The organism is Asticcacaulis aquihabitans, assembly GCF_032490435.1.
GTDB lineage: Bacteria > Pseudomonadota > Alphaproteobacteria > Caulobacterales > Caulobacteraceae > Asticcacaulis.
This window is the reverse complement of sequence record NZ_JAVGWM010000001.1, coordinates 872757-891704: the sequence shown is the minus strand read 5'-3', so window position 1 is coordinate 891704 and position 18948 is coordinate 872757. Positions and strand designations below refer to the sequence as shown.

Genomic DNA, 18948 nt, shown 5'->3' with positions numbered 1-18948 from the left:
GGGATAAAGAAGCCCACTTAATAAAAAAGGGTGGCCTCCCACCTCGAAATGGCTAAAATAAAAATACACGGGGGAGTTGCCGAAAGATGAGCGACGGTAATACAGACACGCTAGTCAAACCAGATATGGTCGCTGTACTTTCGAGGACCCATATTGGTCACGATTTGCATAGCTTTCTTTTGCCTACTTTAGAGGCTGTTTCGAACGCCATGCACGGTATCGAAGCCCATTTCGGTGACGACGCAAAGACAAAGGGAAGGATCGAAATTGCCATCGCCAATCTCACCGACCCTGCAAAGATCATGGTATCCGTGACAGACAACGGGATTGGATTGAATGAGGAAAATTATGGCTCGTTCAAAACCCCGTTTTCAGGATACAAATTAAAGACCAAAGGCCGCGGTTTTGGAAGGTTCATCGCCTTCAAAGTGTTTGCGCGCATCCACTATTCTAGCCGCTACATGGCAATTCCAGTGGAGATGTCCCGAACTTTCCGTTTCGATATTGCCCAAGAGCAGGAGCTCATATTTCACGATGGCGATCCGGATTTCGCCCATATCGGTTTACGCGTGGACTACGACGAGCCCCTCCCGATCTGGCATGATTTGATCAAGAGCTTAGACGCGAAAGATATCGCGGACCACATAGGCAGCCACTTTCTTCCGTACTTCCTCTACAAGTGGCTGCCGGAAATCACCCTCCAATTCGACAATGAACCGCCGCAAAGCATAAAAAGCCATTTCGAGGATGTGTTCATCCAAGCAGAGTCCGGGACCATTGCCTGCGAAATAGACGGCGTCGTCGAGTCCATCGAATACTCTCTAACACGTGTGCCCCGCACCCGGTCCTTCAAAAACCATTGCCTGCTTTTTGCCGCCGCGGATCGCATCGTCGGCAATCCTCGGGATCTAACCAACACCCTGGGCCAACCTCATTTTTCAAACGAACAAAACGAGGCCTATATCATCATCGCGGTTGTCAGGGGCGAGGTCTTCGAGAGCAGACTGAATGACGCCCGGACAGGCATAAACATTACACCGAAAACCGTTGAAGAAATCGTTTCGGCGATTAGTGACGTAATTCAAAAAACGGAAAACTCCCAGATTGCCAAGATAAAGTCCGCTCAATCGAGCGAACTGAACGAAGCCCTGCGTGAAAACCCAATTCTGAGAATTGGCCTGAAAGGCCGGACGATCAACGAATATGTAGCGGGCAAGCCCAATAACTGGAAAGCGCAAGACTTCGTGTCGAACCTTGCCATTGAACGCTATCGTGCCTCAAAGGACTTATCCAAGTCTATTGTGACTGCGGCAAATAATCCTGATAGATACATGGAAACTATCCAGGAAATTGTGAAGAAAATCGATGAAAGCAATAAAGAAGCCTTAGCTGAGTACGTTGTTCATCGAAAAAAGGTAATTGAACTCATTGAGGTCGCACGAAAGTACACTGGGGATGGGAAGCACGCACCTGAAGACACGATCCACGATTTGGTATTCCGACGTTTCTCTGACACGACGGACACGGATTATTTTGAACATAACCTCTGGCTAATAGATGACGCCTTGGCGTTCTTACCTTATGTCTCCAGCGATCGTTCAATGCATGGTAAGGGCCGAAAAAAGGGTGACAAGATACCAGATTTGGCGTTTTTCGACGACAGTCTCATTCTCGGTGACAATGATGGAACGACGATAAGCATAGTCGAATTTAAAAAGCCGAGCCGCGACGACTATAGGTTTGGCGACGACAAGCACGATCCGGTCATGCAGGTGATAAACACGCTGAAAAGCGCGACTGCAGCCGGTGGCATAGCGAAAACCGACGGATCACACTTCGCATTCACTGGCGTTGTTCGCCGGTTTGCCTATATTATTGCCGATATAAAGCCATCTCTGGTCGCCGTATTGCGCGACCATGATTTCAAGAACAACTGGAACCCTGCGATATATTTTCGCTACCGTGACAACGAACAGATGTTCATTCAAGTCATGGGTTACGATACCCTCATTGAGAACGCCAAAAAGCGCAATCAGGCATTTTTCAGCGTCCTATTTGGAGAATAGAGCCATTACATCGCTTGCAAAAGACTCTGACTACTTTTCATTTCAGATGCCGGTGCGAGTTGCCTGCCTTTCGTTGAATTCCCGCCACCAGGGCAGAATGTCGCCAAGCTCAAATGGGAAGAGCCCCTGGTCTACAGAACCATCCCCATCCGTCTGGATATTCGGAAGCATCCACCCCAGGAAGCGTTCTTCGTTCGCCGCCGCAAGGGTGTTCAGGAAACCTTCCTCGTCGGTCTTTGACAGGACGCGTTCAAGGTCCTGAATGGCAGCAAAGACGACCCGTCTCTGGTCCTGGGGCTGCATGTCGGGATCGGCAGCCGCCATGGTCCGGGCTCTTCTCAGGACATGGTCCTGCAGCCCTCCGGACATGACCATCCAGGTCTCGACCGTCAGCAGGAGGCCGTAGGTCTGGTCGTCGACCGTGTGGCGTGTCAGACCCCGGCGGCAATGGGAAAAGAAGCGCCAGATTTGGAATACGCCCTTGGCCAGCTCATCATACTTGCCTGGCGCTGCGAGGGCGGGATCGCCTGCGAACTGAGCCGAAAAGGTGAGTTTCGTCGCTTTGCATTCCGCGACGATGGCGAGCCTTCCCTGGTATCCGATCAGGATGTCGGGACTGTCCTGCTGCTGCGTGCCGCGACCTCGTGGATAACTGTACTCCGGCTGAACATCGAATGCTGGCATCACCGCCGCGATGTAGCGCTGGCAATAGATCTCGAATTGCTTGGCGACCTCGTTCCTCAGACCCCCGCCCCCAGGCAAGAGGTCGTAATAGAGGCCGGCAGTGATCCTCAGCATAATGAGCGGAGGCAGGGGCGCCCGCAGACGCTCACCCTCGCTGCCGAACGCCATGATCGGATATTTGCGCAGAAGGCTCGGCTGGTAGGCTGTCGGCTCGTTCGCCGTGTCCTGTTTTGTCCTCAGGTCGGACAACTGTTGTCGTGCCTGGCTTTGTGGAACCGTCATCATCGCGACCGCGGCCTCGATCGTCCCTGCATCTATACTGAGCATGCTGTAATCTAGGGGGCGTGTCGCCAGCGGCCTGTTGGCGAACTGAGCGAACAGCGCGAAGCCCGATTTCGTGAAGTTCTCGATTGAGATGCCGTAGTGACCTTCAAAGAACGTCGCACATCCACCCAGACCGTAGAGGAAAAAGTATCGGTACATGTCGGCCGTGTTCACGAATCCGCTCTGCCAGCTGAACTGACGCTGGGCGATGCGGTGGAGCTCGAGCAGGACATTTTCCTGGTTAAGGTTGATACCCGACTCGATCTCTTCGAGCTGACGCAGAAGATTGCAGAACGCGCTTGCAACATCCCAATGATTGCATGGCAGGACCTGCTGGCGAGCGTCGCGGACGTTGAGGATTTTCAGATTGAAGAGCGATTCAAGTTCCCAGGGCTGGATCCCGAATTCACTATGAAGGTGGTGAACGACGGCTTCGCGCGGATGGGTGGTCAGTCCCCTTGCCTGCTCGACTGTTACCTTCTGCTGCAATCCCCAGACCGCCCAGACCATCTGTGCGAAATCCTCCATCGCTGTCCTTGAAAAGGCGCCCGACATTTGCGCTAAGGCCTTGGGACGTTTCTTCAGAGAGATTTCTCGGCGCAGGCGTGTCATCAATCAGGCTCCATTGAGCATTCGCTTTAACTGACTTCGGGATCCAAATTAAGGTGTGTTCAATCCCGCCTCGGTAAGACATATTTCGTAACTGCCGGTAAGGGATAGAAGATCCTGCAGGCTCAGCGAGGGTACACTAAGAATACCCAACGCTCGCGCTACTTAAGGCTTGGATAATCGATTGCCAAGCGGGATCAGCGCGATGACCGCTTACAGGCGGTTTGACTGTAAACTCGACTGATGTCCGCAAAGGGCGCCGAGGCGAAGTTGGGCTTTGCCGCGAGCAGACATTCTGGCGGCCTTTATCGGATCGATGCTCTTTGCGTTTGCGCGCCCAGCTCTAGCCCGCCTTGGCATAATCGGTGATCCACGCTGGCGGGTCTTTTTCGAGCGAGCCATCGACATGGACGTCTTTTTCTTTCGCCCACCGGTAGCCCCACATGGGGCCGAACTTCGTTGCGTAAGTGGTGGGTATCGCATAGGCCGGGTCGCTCTGCGCTTCGTCCAGTGTGACAAAGCGATAGCCGCGATCGACATATTGTTGCAGAAGGCGCGGCAGTGTGGCGGCGTTGATACGGTTCAGGTGAAGAAGCGCTACCTCCGGGGGCTCATAGCCCAGGACCTGATGGCCCAGCGCTGCGTAATAGTCGATTTGCTGCGCGGAATAGGCCACATAGGCATCGGCAATGCGTTGCGTCGCCTCCGCGTCACGTTTGCGCAGTGACGCCCGATAGGCCGCCTCAAATTCATAGTCCGATGTGTCGATGGTCGAGGCCGCCGGCGTGTAGCCAAGCGTCTTTGACAGGGCTTCGATCGCCAGTGCTTTATCCAGCGTGTCGCCGGTATGGTTCATGGCAAAACGCACAAAGCGCACGCGTTTGCCAGCGGCGGCCATTAAGGGTTTGATGCTGGCGGCGCCATCAACCACTTCGCGCGCGATACCCGCCAGATCCAGCGCATTGGTGTCGGCGTGCGAATAGGTGTGATTACCCAGCGAAAAGGCGCCTTGCGTCCACGACGCCAGCAGTTCGCGCGGCGCCTCGGGCCCAAAAGGCTCAAGCGATTTTTGAACGACGAAACCGGTTGCCGGCGCGCCGAACGCCCGCAAGGTATGCAACACCTGGCGGTTCACGGCCTTGATCTCAGCCAGGTCGGTTCCCTCCGTCGCGCTGGCAAACGGCAGATCATCGAACGTTATGGCGACCGTCTTGCCATGGCTTACCGGTTGCGCCCCGGCGACGTTGGGCAAGGCCAGGCCCGCCCCAAGGCCCGCAAAGAGGCCTGCGATGAGATCTCGGCGATCAATCGATGGGGTGGCGGGTTTATGCATCGGCGCAGGGTATCTGGCTCAACCGGCGGCGGCAAGACGGCCTTCGCTCGAAGTCGCGGCGAGATGACCCATCTTGCCAAAAGCGGAGATGTGGCACACAGTCGCTTTGGCGTTTGTCCGAACCGTTTGCTTCCCGTTTCGGATAAACGCGTAAAAGCTCTAGGGTGGAGGGGGACCATGACTGAGCCTGCGACCGAGCCGGCAAACCGCGTCGATCTTTTGACCGTGGCGGGCATAGCCTGCGTCGCCGAAGTGCTCAGCACAGTGTTGCATGAGGCCGGCGGGCATGGCGGGGCGTGCCTCGCTGTCGGCGGCAAGGCGGTTGAACTGGGGGCCTATTATTTCAATTGCAACACCGACGGTTTGCCTGAGGCCGCGGGCCGCATCGTGGCCGCCGCCGGTTCGACGGTCAATCTGGCCGTGTGTTTGATCCTTGGGCCAATGGTTGCAGCCCGCGTCAAGGCCCGCGCCCCGGTCGGCGCCGGGACGCTTTTTCTCTGGCTGATGTTCGCCGTCAACGCCTTTACCTGGGCCGGATATTACATGTTCTCGGGCATAGCCGGCATTGGCGACTGGGGCCCCGACGGCGTCCTTAAAGGCGTGGCCCACCCGTGGCTGTGGCGTGGGGTTGAGGCCGTGGGCGGCATCGCGCTTTATGTCTGGCTGACCCGCCTGTCCATGGGATGGCTCGGGCAAATGGCCGGAACGTTTGGCGCGGCGCGATCAGTGGCCTGGACGGCCTATCTGACCGGCGGCGTGGTTGCGATCCTGGTCGGACTGTTGAATCCGCTCGGCCTGATCATCGTGCTGATCTCATCTGCGGCGTCGTCGCTGGGCGGCACGTCGGGTCTTGCCTGGGGCATACGATGGGCGAAGGGGGATGGCCACGCCTGGTCGTTGCCGCGCAATTGGGCATGGATCGCCATGGGCCTTGTCACGGTCGGCATCTATGCGTGGATTCTGGGGCCGACCTACGTGTTCTGAATCGCCATACCGATGCCTTTTAACCGGAGCTCTTACGCTGCAACCTTCGGTTAGATTGCGCGTGACAAACACGCCGTCAGAAGCATAGAGTAGTCAAAACGTCCCGGACCAAAGCGCTCCGGGGGCGTGCCTTGGGGGGCGAACATGACCTATACCTTATCGCGCCGTAAAACGGTTTTGAGCGCCTGTATGGCCGGCGCACTGGCGCTGGCGGGGCGTGCAAAGGCGCAGTCCGCTGCTGCGCAATCCGATACGGCGCGGTCGCCCCGGCCGTCGTTCGAGACCTTTATCAAAAACCCGTATACCGAGTTCTTCTGTATCTCGCCGAACGCCGACAAGATCGCCTTCGTCATGCAAAAGGGCGACAACAAGATCCTGGCCTTCATGGATATCGATGGCGGCAACAAGGGCACCATGAACATGGGCACCGCCAAGGTCAGGCGCCTGATTTTCGCCGACAACGACACCTTGTTGCTGGAAAATTCCTCGACGACCAGCCTGCGCGAGTTTACGGCGAACAAGATCGAAGCCTTCCTTGCGCACCTGATCAACGTAAAAACGCGCAAGATGACGACGCTGTTCGACGGCATGGAGAATTTCTATCCGATCGTCGTGGGTGATCTCGGGGTCATAAAGGTGAATGGCGAGACGCGTGTCACCGCGTCCAGCATATTGATGGACCATGATCACGGGGTGTATTATCGCCCGCTGTACAGCTTTCCGACCAAGGGTGGCGTGGCGCATCTGATCACAACCCTGTCCGTGGAGACGACGGATGTGGTCTTAAAGCCCGATGGCACGCCTGCGGCCTATGCCGAATATGACGCAGTCAATTTGCAATGGCGGCTGTTCATCAACACCAACGCCGCCGGGTCTGCGCCAAGGTGGAAACTCATCTATACCGCAAAGACCAATACCTTCAAAATCGACCTGGCCGGGCTGGGGCGCACGGATGAGACGCTCAGTATCGTTCTGTACGACGACAAGGGGGCGGGCGTCTATTACGAGATAGACGCCAACGGCAAGCTGAGCGAGCCTCTGTTCAACGGCGACGACGCCGCCGATTATTCGGCGCTTTTCCACCCCCGTACCCGGTATCTGGCCGGATTTCGTCTGCATAAGGACTGGGTCGAAAACCACTATTTCGATCCGACGCTCAAAAAAATCAGCGATGCGCTTATCTCGGTTTTTGACGAGAGCGACCATGTCTATATCGACAGTTTCGCCGACGACGTGCGTAAGGTCATCGTCTACGCCGAATCCAATGTCGATGCGGGCAGCTATTATTTCATCGATCTGTCGACGGGCCGGGCGACGTTCCTGGCCAAGAATTATCCGGACATTCCCGTCGACTGGCTGTCGCACAAGGACATCATCTCCTACACCGCCGGCGACGGGCTGGCCATTAGCGCCTATCTCAGCCTGCCGCCCTATGTCACCGCCAAGGCATTGCCGTTGGTGGTCATGCCGCATGGCGGTCCAAGGGCGCGCGACTATGCCGATTTCGATGCTCAGGTCCAGTGCTTGACAGCCGCGGGCTATGCCGTGCTCCAACCGAATTTCCGCGGCTCAATCGGCTATGGCGCCAGTTTTGTTCAGGCGGGAAATGGCGAATGGGGCCGCAAGATGCAGACCGACCTGTCGGACGGCGTCCGTTACCTTGTCGGCAAGGGGCTGGTCGATGCCAAGCGCGTGTCGATCATGGGCGCCTCCTATGGAGGCTATGCCGCACTGGCCGGCGCGACGCTTGACCGGGGCGTGTACAATGCCGCCATCGCGATTGCCGGGGTGAGCGACCTCATCACCATGATGGAGTTCGAGCAAGCGAACAACAACTGGCAGAACAATCCCGAAGTCAGCTATTGGAAGGACCTTTACGGACCCCGTGACAGCTGGGCCGCCATTTCCCCGGCCCGCCAGGCGGCCAATGCCTATTGTCCGGTCCTGATCTTCCACGGCCGTGACGATAGCATTGTCCCGTTTGAGCAGGGGCAACGCATGGCCAATGCTTTGCGCGATGCGGGCAAGACCTATGAGTTCGTACCGTATGAGAGGCAGGATCACAACGAAAGCAACCAGGCAGACCGCGTCGACATGATCAAACGCTCACTCGATTTCCTGGCGAAATATAATCCGGCCTAGAGTGCTCTCCCAAACGTGCAGCACAACAGATTGGCGTCATTTTATCTTTTGTGAATTTGCTTCCGAGAAGATGATTATTGGCGGTAATATTACTTAAGACATCGCTGCATGTAAGACACTTTTAAGTGCGATTGCCTTCTGACCGTCATGTCGTTAGGCCCATAGCCGCCGGTGTAAGGTTGCCTCCTGCCAAGGGATGTGTTTGTCTCATCCAAGGGCGAGGGAAACACATATGCGCAAAAATGCGATGGCTTTAATATTGGCATTGACAGTCGAAGCCACAGCGGCGGGCGCTGCACTGTCAACACAGCCTCGAGATATCACCTTTCGGGATATTTTTAAGACGCTCGAAACGAAGCTAGAGCGCAATTCGGGGCAGGACGTCTTTAGAAACCAGATTCTAAAGGGACTGGCGGAAAAATACGATGACGATTCCAACGCATATGAATACGCTTTCGGGCCAGAGCAAGCGGGTAATGCCAGATATTCAGAGTGGTCAGACGACAAAACGACATCCGTCCGTTTCAGTGCGAGCGATTTTTCCAGCGAACGTGACCAATCCTGCCTGACATTCAAGCAAGCGGAAACGAGTTTACGCAGTCATCAGTGGTCCAGACAGAAACCCACATACACTGATATCACCGGCGCGATCATATCCGCCGCTTATGTTCGTAGGGGCGTATCGCTGGAAATTTCAAATCTTGTCATTATGGAACCCATTATTGAGCCATGGAATGCGCCTGAGGCTGCGCAGCAACAGTACGCCGAGATGGAAGCCTATCGGCAGGAACGGCTGAAAATGAAACCTGGAACTCGGGCTTATGCAAAGCTTTGCGTTACATCCGTCGACGTTAATTTCATCCGTCAATAGGTTGGACCGGCGGCTTCCCCGCCACTTAGTCACAACAATTCCAGTGGGTGGACCGCCACCGCGTCTGCTTCGAACGCTAAGGCGACTTCCTCAATCGAGTTCTTCGGTTACAGAAATCAACAGCTCAGCTGTTTTGCTTATCAGGGTGCTCCCTAATTCTTCCGGATCTTTTATGACAACCCCATCGCTATAATAGGACGTCACGTCGTGACTAATTCCAATGGCGGAAAGGCGTATCCTGCCTTCGGCCTCGATTTCTTTGACAACAGAAGCAAGGTGTCGCGACAGGTAGTCCCCACCGTTTTCCATTAGCGTGGAGTCATCGACGGGCGCACCGTCCGAGATGACAATCAAAAACTTTCGGCTTTGCTTTAACCGTTTCAGTCGATCGCTCGCCCATTCAACCGCTTCCCCGTCTACGTTTTCTTTTGGTAGGTCTGGACGGAGCATGGAACGAAAAGACCATGATCCGGTACCGCTTGAGGGACTTTCAGCATCGATGTAAATGACGTGTAGCAGATCACAAAGGCGGCCTGGCGATGGAATGCGACCACGCCTGAGCCACTTTTGGCGCGATCGACCACCTTTCCAAGTCGTGGTCGTAAACCCCAGAACCTCAACTGTGCAGCCGAGATTTCGCACAAAGTTCTGAAGACAATCTGCCGCCGCAGTCGCGAGCAACATGTTTTGCCCACGCATAGATCCTGACTGGTCAATGAGCACGCCAAAACAGCAATCTTCAAGGACGTGGACCGAGACACTCGATCGAATGGTTGCGGCGTGATTTAAAGCGTCAACCTGTGTACGCGTTTTCCATCCTGTAAGCCCAGTTTCAAAATGTGCCCAGGCTTCGTCAAGAGCAAGTTTGGCCGGGCTCGACAATGGACCGAGGACGCCGTCAAGGTCTTCAGCCTTGATCTCTTGATCAAACTCATCGGTATAACGAGCGTAAGGCGCTATTATTGATGGTGCGCGCCGCCGGTTTCCAAAAATGGCATCCCAAAACCCCATGAATATTGATACCACTCTCGGTGTAAAGATCAACTGACGCCTCTCCCGGCATCTCAATTGTCAGAGTCCGCTATGGGCGCAAAAACGAAGTATGGTCAGTCGCATGCCCTCGGTATCCCCATCACTAACGTATGAGAAGCTATAGGCTTGGCGCTCAAATATGCTAACATTCCTCCATGAGTGCCGATCGCATGGGCCGCAATGAGCTGATGTATGCCGTCATCGACCGTAAGGTCGAGATGGTGGGCGTGCACCTTCAAGCCAACGTCGATCCAAATCACCAGGACAAAAACGGTTGGACGGCGTTGCATTTCGCCGCGCAAAACAACGACCAGATCATTGTGCAGATCCTCCTCGACGCGGGAGCCCGTACCAATCTACGCGACAAGTATGGTAATACAGCCTTATCGACAGCGGTGTTCGCCTATCGCAATGATCAGGAATGTATCACGACTTTGCTTTGCGCTGGTGCCGACCCCGATGCAATGAACCTCTATGGCGTCAGTGCTCGTTCGCTCGCCGAAACCATCGCCAATTACGATACGCGGAAATTCTTCGCATTTCCGTAGGGTGCTGCCAACTTCCGCTCTTGGAAAACAATTGTCAGACCGCCACTAAGGCGCATCAGTTCAGCGTCGGGCGAAGGCGAAGCCGGGGCACCGCGTTTTGCTCATCCTGAGTAGCGGCTGAGCAAGCAAAGACAAGTAGGCGAGGGAAATGGGCCCTTACGACCCGGCAGGGGGCACCACCGCGTCTGTTTCGGGCGCCTTCCGGCGTCTGATTACTCAACGATGTATGCGTTTCGTCCCGGCGGGGTTGCTGTGGAAATTTGCGACACTACCCTAGCCGACCGCCCGGCTAATCAAACCGTTTGAACCTGACCTTGATCTCGTCGGACTCTGTCCACTCATCGGCTTGCCAGCACGTGTGAAGATATTTGGCGATGCTGCGATATCCGGCCAGGTCGGAGGGCTTGGTGATGTAGCCTAAGGGGCGGTCGCCGTGCGGGGCGCCCACCACTTGCGAGGCGGGGGAACTCGACAGGATCATGATGGGGATATTGCATGTTTCGGGATGCACGGCGACGTGCGCCACAAACTGGGCGCCGCTCATCTTTGGCAGGCTGAGATCGAGCAGTATCAAGTCGTACAGGTCGTGATATTTTTCCAGGGCGCGCAGGCCGGCCTCAGCGGTGGTTTGCCATTTTATGGTGGCGGTGGGCGCTGCGTCCTTGAACCCCAGTTTCACCAGGGTCGCATCGCCCCGGTTGTCTTCGATCAATAGGATTTGCATAGAGGTCTGCCTGTCTGTTGATCTGACCACTGATTGTCCATCATGTCGACTCAGTGGTGAATAAACCTTCAACTCAGGCGTGAAGGGGGCAGCGGGGATTGCACGCACCCAAATTGGGTGACCTGAAGACCTGGTGTCAAATGGGTTGCCGCTAATCAGTTTTTAAAAAATATTCTCTCAGGGTTGTGTTTGATTAATTTTCTCATCATTTGTTTACCAAATAAAACCATGGATTGAGAAGGCTGGGGCGGCATATTCCCAGCACACGCGCATTCAGGGACTCTTAGTATGACAATCAAAGCGGTTCTTTTGTCCATTCTGACGTCGCTCGGGCTATTTCTTATCATTGCGCTCGGGTATCTGAGTTTCGACGCCGTGAAGGGGTACGCCCTGGCTGAAAAGGCGAGGCGCACCAACGTCGTAATGGATCATATTCTTAAGGCGTCCGGGGAGTGGGCGCTGGAAAGAGGTGTCACCAACGCGGCCCTGCGTGCACCAAACCCTGCCGACGCCGAGACAACAAAGAAAATTGGAGAACTGCGAAAGCAGGCGGATGCCGACTTTGAGGCCGCTATGGCGGCTCTGCCGAAGACAGGATTGGACGGCGGAACCGATCAAACGGCGGCTGTTACCAGAGCCCGATCGGCTTTGGCCGATGTGCGAACGCAGGTCGACCAGCAACTGGCGCTGCCGGCGCCGCAGCGCGACGGTAGTGTCGTTGGCAATTGGTTTCCGCGCGCCTCATCCGTCATCGAAACCGTTCAGGCCTTCAGGGTGCATTTGAATAGTGAGGTCCTCGATCTCACTTCGATAATCGCCAAGGATGCCCTCATGCGCCATAGCCTATGGCTGATGAGCGAATATGCCGGCCGGGAGCGCGGCGCACTGGCAGCGATTATTTCCTCGGGGCAACCAGCGAGTAAGACGCAGATGGAGCAGTTGGTATCCTATCGCGCTCACGTAATGGATGGCTGGGATGTCGTATCTAATCTGGCTTTGTCAACGGATGAAACTGCCGTCCTTGGGCCTCATCTGGCGCAGATAAAGCAAAGCTATTTTACGGACTTTGAGGCCGTACGTCGCCGGGTGCTGACCGAGGCTGGAACAAATGGTGCGTATACATTGGATGGGCAGGCGTGGATAACCCAGGCAACCGCAGCCATTCAGCCCATACTTGACATGCAGACAGCAAATGCCGCCTTTATAGACGGAAAATTGGTCGCGGAGAAGCAACAGCATAGTGTCCTCCTTGGCCTTTCCTGCGTGCTCAGTCTATTGGGTCTGGCGGCGGTCGGCATTGCCTTTTGGGTCGTCTATCAACGTGTTTTGAAAACAATGGCAGCCATGACCCATACGGTGGCCGAACTATCAAAAGGGAACTATGACAGCGCGGTCCCCTATGCGCATCTGACTTGTGAGATTGGTAAACTGGCCAAGGGCCTCATGGTTTTTCAAGTCCACGGCAAGGAACGTTTGCGCCTTGAGGCCGAGCAAAAATCCATTGAGGCGCGCATGCAGGCCGACAAGCTTAAGGCTCAGCGCGATATGGCGGAAAGCTTCGAGCAGCGTATTTCGGGCATTATTCACGGCGTTGCGGCGGCGGCCACAGAGCTTAGCCATACAGCTGAAAGTATGGTGTGCAATGTAAGCATAGCCGGAGACAAGGCCATAAGCGTCAACCGGCTGACAGGCGAATCCGCCAGCAGCGTGCATGAGGTCGCTATTGCTGCCCGTGAACTCAGCGCAAGTGTCGATGAGATTTCGCAGCAGGTCGGCAAAACCTCGGCGGCAATACGTGGGGTCGTGGGCGAAATCAGCCGCGCCGACGAGATAGCGCTTAATATGCAAGCCATGACGGCGCGCATCGGGTCAATTGTCGATGTCATCCAAAACATCACCGGGCAAATCAATCTCCTGGCCTTGAACGCCACCATTGAGTCGGCGCGCGCCGGCGAAGCGGGCCGCGGATTCGCCGTTGTCGCTGGCGAAGTCAAGGCGCTGGCGAACCAGACCCATAGGTCGACGGCTGAAATCGTATCGGTGATTGCAGATATTCAATCGGTTTCGGGGCAGGTGATTGCTATGCTCAATACGGTTAAACTGGCTGTCGCCGGCGTTGACGAACACGCCCTGGTAATTTCAAGCGCTGTTGAAGAGCAAAGTGCGGCAAATTCGCAAATAGCAGGTACCATGCAAAAGTCTGCAGAGGGCGCCCAGATAATTGGTGAAGATATCAACGAAGTGTGCATCGCCACGAATACTGCCGTAGAGTCGGCGCGGCAAACCTCTCAAGCCGCGCAGAACCTGTCAAAGGATGCCGAAAGTCTGACCTTGGAGGTAAGCCGCTTCCTCGACGATATATTGAAGGCGGCGTGACCTACCGATCATGGTTGTGCCGTCCCACGGCTTGGGCCCCCTATAAAAGTTACGAAGCGGTGTTTAACGGAATAACACTAGTCTTGACCGATTGCCGTACTCCGCCTCTATCAACCCAATGTTCGCCAGAGGGCAATGCTCTTGCCCGGCCAACCGACCGCCCGGTTAATGAAATCGTTTGAACCTGATCTTGATCTGGTCGGACTCTGTCCATTCATGGGCTTGCCAGCACGTGTGAAGATATTTGGCGATGCTGCGATATCCGGCCAGGTCGGAGGGCTTGGTGATGTAGCCTAAGGGGCGGTCGCCATGCGGGGCGCCCACCACTTGCGAAGCCGGGGAACTCGACAGGATCATGATGGGGATATTGCCTGTTTCGGGATGCACGGCGACGTGCGCCACAAACTGGGCGCCGCTCATCTTTGGCAGGCTCAGATCGAGCAGTATCAAGTCGTACAGGTCGTGATATTTTTCCAGGGCGCGCAGGCCGGCCTCAGCGGTGGTTTGCCATTTTATGGTGGCGGTGGGCGCTGCGTCCTTGAACCCCAGTTTCACCAGGGTCGCGTCGCCCCGGTTGTCTTCGATCAATAGGATTTGCATAGAGGTCCGCCTGTCTGGTTATCCGACCACCGGTTATTCAATCATGGTGACTCAATGATGAATAAACCTTCAACCCAGGCGTGAACGGGGCAGCGGGGATTGCACGGCTCAAATTGGGCGACCAATTGACGTTGATATCTAAATGTGGTCCACTAAATCCGAGAGGCTCCGGTTTTAAGAGGGTCTTCAGATCAGAGGATTCGCACGTGCATCGGTTTCGGGTCTTGCCCTTCGTGGCCTTATTCACTGTTGCGCTCAATGGCGCGGCCCTGGCAGCCCCAGACACACCGGCGCCGGGGCTGTCCGCCCTGGTCGATCCGTTTGTCGGCGTGGATGGCGGCTCGACCGTCGGCGGCAACACCGTGCCCGGCGCGCAAATCCCATTTGGCTTCGTCACCTTCAGCCCGGACACCACCCGGGGCGACACCAACGGCTACGACTCGGGGAGCCCGATCATGGGGCTGAGCTTGACCCATGTCAGCGGCACCGGCGGGGATAGTCAGTATGGCAATTTCCGCCTGTCGCCCACCGTGGGGCCGTTGCGCGCCAATCATCTGGTCTTCGCCAAGAGCCATGAGGTGGCGGCCCCCGGTTATTACAGCGTTGTCTTGGGTAATGCGCCGGACGAAGCCATCAAGACCGAGGTGACGGCCACGCGCATGGTCGGTTTCATGCGCCTGACCTTCCCGCAGACCGCGGGCGCGTCCATGCCGGGCAATGTCATTTTGAATGTCAGTTCCATTGTCGAAATGGGCGGCAAGGGCCAGCGGGCCACCGCTTCCCATGTCGATATTATCGACGATCACACCCTGTCCGGCTGGGCCAGTTTCGAAGGCGCGTGGAACCCGACACCTTACAAGATTTACTTCTATGCCGTCTTTGACCGGCCGGCTGTGGAGGTCGGCGCCTGGCGGGCCAGTCAGGGGGGCTTTGACGCCCATCCCGGCACCGGCAGCCTGGACGGCCTGCCGCAAAGCCTGAGCCCGGCCCATAAGCAAAGCGTCATGGTCGATTACGATATCGACCAGGCCTTCGCCCACAAATTGGGCGGCTATGCGCGCTTTGATATCGCCAAACAGCCGGTCGTTCAGGTCAAGGTCGCGGTGTCTTTTGTCAGCGCGGAGCAGGCGAGGGCGCATCTGGCCGCCGAGGCGCCGGGGTGGGATTTTGACGCCGTGCGCCGGCGCGCCCAAGGGCTTTGGGACCAAGCGCTGTCGAAAATCACCGTGGAGGGCGGTACGGAAGCGCAAAGGCGCATCTTCTACACTGCGCTCTATCACAGCGAGACCATGCCGTATGACCTCAGTGGCGACAATGCGTGGTGGACATCGACCGAACCGCATTACGAAGACTTCTACACGCTGTGGGATACCTTCCGCACGCTGCATCCCTTGCTGACCCTGATAGAGCCGCACAGGCAGCGGGACATGATACGCTCCCTGCTCGACACCTATAAACACACCGGCTGGTTGCCCGATGCCCGCATTGCCGGCGCCAATGGCATGACCCAGGGCGGATCGAACGGCGATGTCGTGGTGGCCGATGCCATCGTCAAGAATCTGGGTGGCTTTGACTACGATCTCGCCTATGCCGCGCTGAAGACCGATGGCGAGGTGGAGTCCGATCAGCCGCTGCTTCAGGGGCGAGTGCTAAAGGACTATCTCACGCTCGGCTATGTCTCCTTAAGCCAGCCGCGCTCGGCCTCGCGCACCCTGGAATATGCCTATAACGACTTCGCCATCGCCGAGGTGGCCAGTAAGCTTGGCAAACCGGACGATGCGGCGCGGTATCTGGCGCGGTCGCAAGGCTGGAAGAAGCTGTGGGACGACAGCTTGGGCTGCATCCGTCCGCGCTATGCCGATGGGGCGTGGCTTGAAAACTATAGCTGCACCTATGACTATCCCGACAAGTCCACGCCGTGGTGGGAGGCGCCCTATTATGAGGGCAGCGGCCAGCAGTATTCGACCTATGTGCCGCACGATGTCGCCGGGCTGATCGGCAAGGTCGGCGGGGCGGAGGCCTTTACCGGCTGGCTTGATCGCCTGTTCGACACCGGCCACTATTCGCAAGGCAATGAGCCGGATATTCTGGCGCCGTATATCTATATCCATGCCGGTCGCCCGGATCGGACGGCAAAGCGCGTCCGCCGGATCATGGCGGATAACTACAGCCTGCAACGGACGGGCCTGCCCGGCAATGATGACGCCGGGGCCATGTCGTCGTGGTTTGTCTGGAACGCCATCGGTGTGTATCCCAATGCCGGCCAACCGGTTTATTACATCGGCTCGCCGCTCTTTTCGGCCAGCACGATCCACCTCGAAGGGGGCAAGGATTTCACCATCCGCGCCCATAATAATTCGGCCGATAACCTCTATGTCGTCGCCGCCCGGCTGAACGGCAAGCCGATCGACCGTGCCTGGCTCACCCATGCGGAAATCGTCGCCGGTGGCGTGCTTGACCTCGATATGGCGTCCGTGCCCGGCACATGGGCACAGGCGTTTACCCGCCCGCCAAGCGTCATAAATCCGAAATGATCCGCGCGCTCACAATCGCGACCCTTTTGGCGTGCCTGGCCGTCGTCGCGCCGGGTGCAACCGCTGTCGCGAAGGCGGATGGCGCCACGCTGGAACGGGTGGTCATCGTGATGCGGCATGGCATAAAGCGGCCCAATAGCGATCCGCCTTTGCCGCAGCGGCTTACCCCTCAGGTCTGGCCGGTGTGGCCCGTGCCGCCCGCCGCACTGACCCCGCATGGCGAGCAGGCCATAGCGCGTATCGCCGACTTCGATCGTTTGACCTATGCCGGCCTATTGGGGCCGGGGTGCCCGGCGGTGGGCACGGTACGCATTGTTGCGGATACGGATCAGCGCACGATACGGACGGCGGAGGTCTATGCCAATACGGCCTTTAAAGGCTGTGATGTGCCGGTGGCGAATGCCGGCGAAGGCCAAACCGATGCGCGGTTTTCGCCGTTTAACGCCGATGTCGCGTCGCCGCCGCTCGACGGTGCGGCCGTGAGGGAGGAGGCCCTGGCTTCGGGCGACATGGCCGCCATCGATACGGCGCATCAGGCCGATTATGCGCTTTTGGATCAGGTTTTGGAGCTGAAAAACGCGCCGGGCTGTCGGACCGATCAGGTGTGCAGCCTGAACGATATGCCGTCGGGGCTTGACGTCGGCGGCCGCGATCCAAAGGTCAGCGGCGCCTTGAAAACAGCGTCCAGCCTGTCGCAGATTCTCATGCTGGAATATGCCAATGGCTTCCCGATGAGCGACGTGGGGTGGGGCCGGGTGAGCAAACGCCAGATTACGGCACTGTCCGCCCTGCATGCCGAAGAGTTCCGGCTGATTGCCCGCCCGAAGGCCGTGGCGACCTATGCGGCGGCGGGGCTTCTGAGCGAAGTGCGGTCGGCTCTGTTTGACCCTGAGGCCAGCCGTTACACGCTTCTGGTCGGTCATGACGGCAATCTGGCCTATATCGGCGGCGCCTTGGGGTTACACTGGCAGGCGCAAGGCTTTGCCGCCGATGATCCGCCGCCCGGTGGCGCGCTGGTCTTCGAACTGTGGCGGGATGGGGCCGGGCGGGAATTTGTCCGTGTGCGCTTTCGTTCGTCATCGCTTGACGGCCTGCGGTCTCTTACGCCCCTCACGACCCGGGCGTCCAAGCGCATTCCCATTCTATCGTGCGGCAAACAGGCCGACTGCGGAGCGGCGCAATTTCGGGCGCTTCTGCCTTAAACATAAAGCGACGCCCACCTTGCGCGCTTCAAAAACCATCCCGGACGACGGCTGTCAGTTGGCAGCCATTGCCGTCACGATATGACGTACCGCGGGGAGGCGGGACCGGCTTATTGGCACCATTTCACCATTTACCAATCGCAACTTTTTGCGGGTCAAGTCAGCGCTTTCAATCGCTGCATAGGCAACCCACCACGACCGGTGGACCTGACTTCCATCAACGGAAACGCGTTTTACGGCATCATAGAAGCGTATGAGTTCTCTACGTTTTCCTTGAGACGTATGATAGACCACGTAATGCGCCTGCGCTTCGATGGCGTAGATCGTCTCTCGAGGCTCGGTCGATGGCTCTGAGTCAACGGCGCCTGCCGCCATCCCGGCGAGCTCTTTCCTGCCAAACAAAATTTGCACGAGGGCATTGAATCCGACGATGGGCAGGACGCCGGGAAGGTATGACGTGATCCGGCTTACTGCCAATGCGTTTCCCTTGATGGGCTCAGTCGTGAGCCAAGCCATGAGGACGATCAACGGCGTGCCGACACCAACGAGGACAGCCGTCCTCAGATAGAGTCTGCGGCGGGATATCGGACGCATCAAGAAAAGAATGGCCCCAATGATTGCGGCGCCAAGCAGCATTTCCATCAGCCAATACGCTGTCCGTCCCAAGAAGGGGAGGGAGGCCGTTCCCAATGCCGTCGTGGTGCTGAGCAGGAGCGCCATGAATGTCGCGCCGGCAACACCGTGCACCCAGGTGTTGTGAAGCAGACCGGGGGCATGGTTCCAAGGCCTCGCATCTGGCGAAGCACGAACGGTAGTCTTGCTCCGTTCGTTCATGGCAATGCGCGTTTCACGAAAAAACTCCCCAGAATCCACGACTTTCGTGCCCACAGGATAGCCACTCGCAGCGTATCGACAAGGG

Annotated in this window: 14 protein-coding genes; 8 read left to right on the top strand and 6 right to left on the bottom strand. The window is 57.0% G+C overall.

Annotated features, from left to right (window positions below):
• The first annotated feature begins 86 nt into the window (after window positions 1–86).
• The gene (locus tag RCJ00_RS04310) at window positions 87–2066 is read left to right on the top strand and encodes an ATP-binding protein (RefSeq protein WP_316220487.1); all 1980 of its coding nucleotides are present in this window, start codon (window positions 87–89) and stop codon (window positions 2064–2066) included.
• A gap of 42 nt (window positions 2067–2108) precedes the next feature.
• On the opposite strand, the gene RCJ00_RS04305 is transcribed toward RCJ00_RS04310, so the two are convergent.
• Both RCJ00_RS04305 and RCJ00_RS04300 read right to left on the bottom strand, forming a co-directional pair.
• Window positions 2109–3686, bottom strand: coding sequence for a hypothetical protein (locus tag RCJ00_RS04305; RefSeq protein WP_316220486.1), 1578 nt, complete (start codon window positions 3684–3686; stop codon window positions 2109–2111).
• Window positions 3687–4026: 340 nt separating this feature from the next.
• Window positions 4027–5016: a polysaccharide deacetylase family protein gene (locus tag RCJ00_RS04300; RefSeq protein ID WP_316220485.1), complete on the bottom strand. Its 990-nt coding sequence runs from the start codon at window positions 5014–5016 to the stop codon at window positions 4027–4029.
• A 177-nt stretch (window positions 5017–5193) separates the two neighbouring features.
• Here RCJ00_RS04300 and RCJ00_RS04295 point away from each other — a divergent pair, with 177 nt between their 5' ends.
• The 3 genes from RCJ00_RS04295 to RCJ00_RS04285 all read left to right on the top strand — a co-directional run bounded on the left by RCJ00_RS04295 (window position 5194) and on the right by RCJ00_RS04285 (window position 9013).
• Window positions 5194–6000 carry a hypothetical protein gene (locus RCJ00_RS04295; protein ID WP_316220483.1) on the top strand — a complete coding sequence of 269 codons (807 nt, stop codon included), beginning with the start codon at window positions 5194–5196 and terminating at the stop codon, window positions 5998–6000.
• 144 nt (window positions 6001–6144) lie between these two features.
• Entirely contained in the window at window positions 6145–8142 is a 1998-nt protein-coding gene (locus tag RCJ00_RS04290; RefSeq protein ID WP_316220482.1) for an alpha/beta hydrolase family protein, read from the top strand.
• 232 nt (window positions 8143–8374) lie between these two features.
• Window positions 8375–9013, top strand: coding sequence for a hypothetical protein (locus tag RCJ00_RS04285; protein WP_316220481.1), 639 nt, complete (start codon window positions 8375–8377; stop codon window positions 9011–9013).
• A 90-nt stretch (window positions 9014–9103) separates the two neighbouring features.
• Here RCJ00_RS04285 and RCJ00_RS04280 read toward each other — a convergent pair whose 3' ends face one another.
• Window positions 9104–10057, bottom strand: a complete 954-nt coding sequence (locus tag RCJ00_RS04280; protein ID WP_316220480.1) for a cobaltochelatase CobT-related protein — start codon at window positions 10055–10057, stop codon at window positions 9104–9106.
• A 143-nt stretch (window positions 10058–10200) separates the two neighbouring features.
• Between RCJ00_RS04280 and RCJ00_RS04275 the strand changes: the two genes are divergently transcribed.
• Window positions 10201–10593 carry an ankyrin repeat domain-containing protein gene (locus RCJ00_RS04275; protein ID WP_316220479.1) on the top strand — a complete coding sequence of 131 codons (393 nt, stop codon included), beginning with the start codon at window positions 10201–10203 and terminating at the stop codon, window positions 10591–10593.
• Window positions 10594–10882: 289 nt separating this feature from the next.
• Here the strand turns inward: RCJ00_RS04275 and RCJ00_RS04270 are convergent, their stop codons facing one another.
• On the bottom strand, window positions 10883–11317 hold the full coding sequence (locus tag RCJ00_RS04270; RefSeq protein ID WP_316220477.1) for a response regulator: 435 nt from the start codon (window positions 11315–11317) through the stop codon (window positions 10883–10885).
• Between the two features lie 288 nt (window positions 11318–11605).
• On the opposite strand from RCJ00_RS04270, the gene RCJ00_RS04265 reads away from it, so the two are divergent.
• Window positions 11606–13693: a methyl-accepting chemotaxis protein gene (locus tag RCJ00_RS04265; protein ID WP_316220476.1), complete on the top strand. Its 2088-nt coding sequence runs from the start codon at window positions 11606–11608 to the stop codon at window positions 13691–13693.
• Window positions 13694–13858: 165 nt separating this feature from the next.
• Here RCJ00_RS04265 and RCJ00_RS04260 read toward each other — a convergent pair whose 3' ends face one another.
• Window positions 13859–14293 (bottom strand): response regulator, encoded by a 435-nt coding sequence (locus RCJ00_RS04260; RefSeq protein WP_316220475.1) that lies wholly within the window; start codon window positions 14291–14293, stop codon window positions 13859–13861.
• A 206-nt stretch (window positions 14294–14499) separates the two neighbouring features.
• On the opposite strand from RCJ00_RS04260, the gene RCJ00_RS04255 reads away from it, so the two are divergent.
• A complete protein-coding gene (locus RCJ00_RS04255) occupies window positions 14500–16827 on the top strand; it encodes a GH92 family glycosyl hydrolase (protein WP_316220474.1) in 2328 nt (775 codons plus the stop codon).
• Window positions 16824–18029 carry a histidine-type phosphatase gene (locus RCJ00_RS04250; RefSeq protein WP_316220473.1) on the top strand — a complete coding sequence of 402 codons (1206 nt, stop codon included), beginning with the start codon at window positions 16824–16826 and terminating at the stop codon, window positions 18027–18029. The genes RCJ00_RS04255 and RCJ00_RS04250 overlap by 4 nt, the downstream gene beginning before the upstream one ends.
• A gap of 54 nt (window positions 18030–18083) precedes the next feature.
• On the opposite strand, the gene RCJ00_RS04245 is transcribed toward RCJ00_RS04250, so the two are convergent.
• Entirely contained in the window at window positions 18084–18917 is an 834-nt protein-coding gene (locus tag RCJ00_RS04245; RefSeq protein WP_316220471.1) for a LytTR family DNA-binding domain-containing protein, read from the bottom strand.
• Between the last annotated feature and the right edge of the window lie 31 nt (window positions 18918–18948).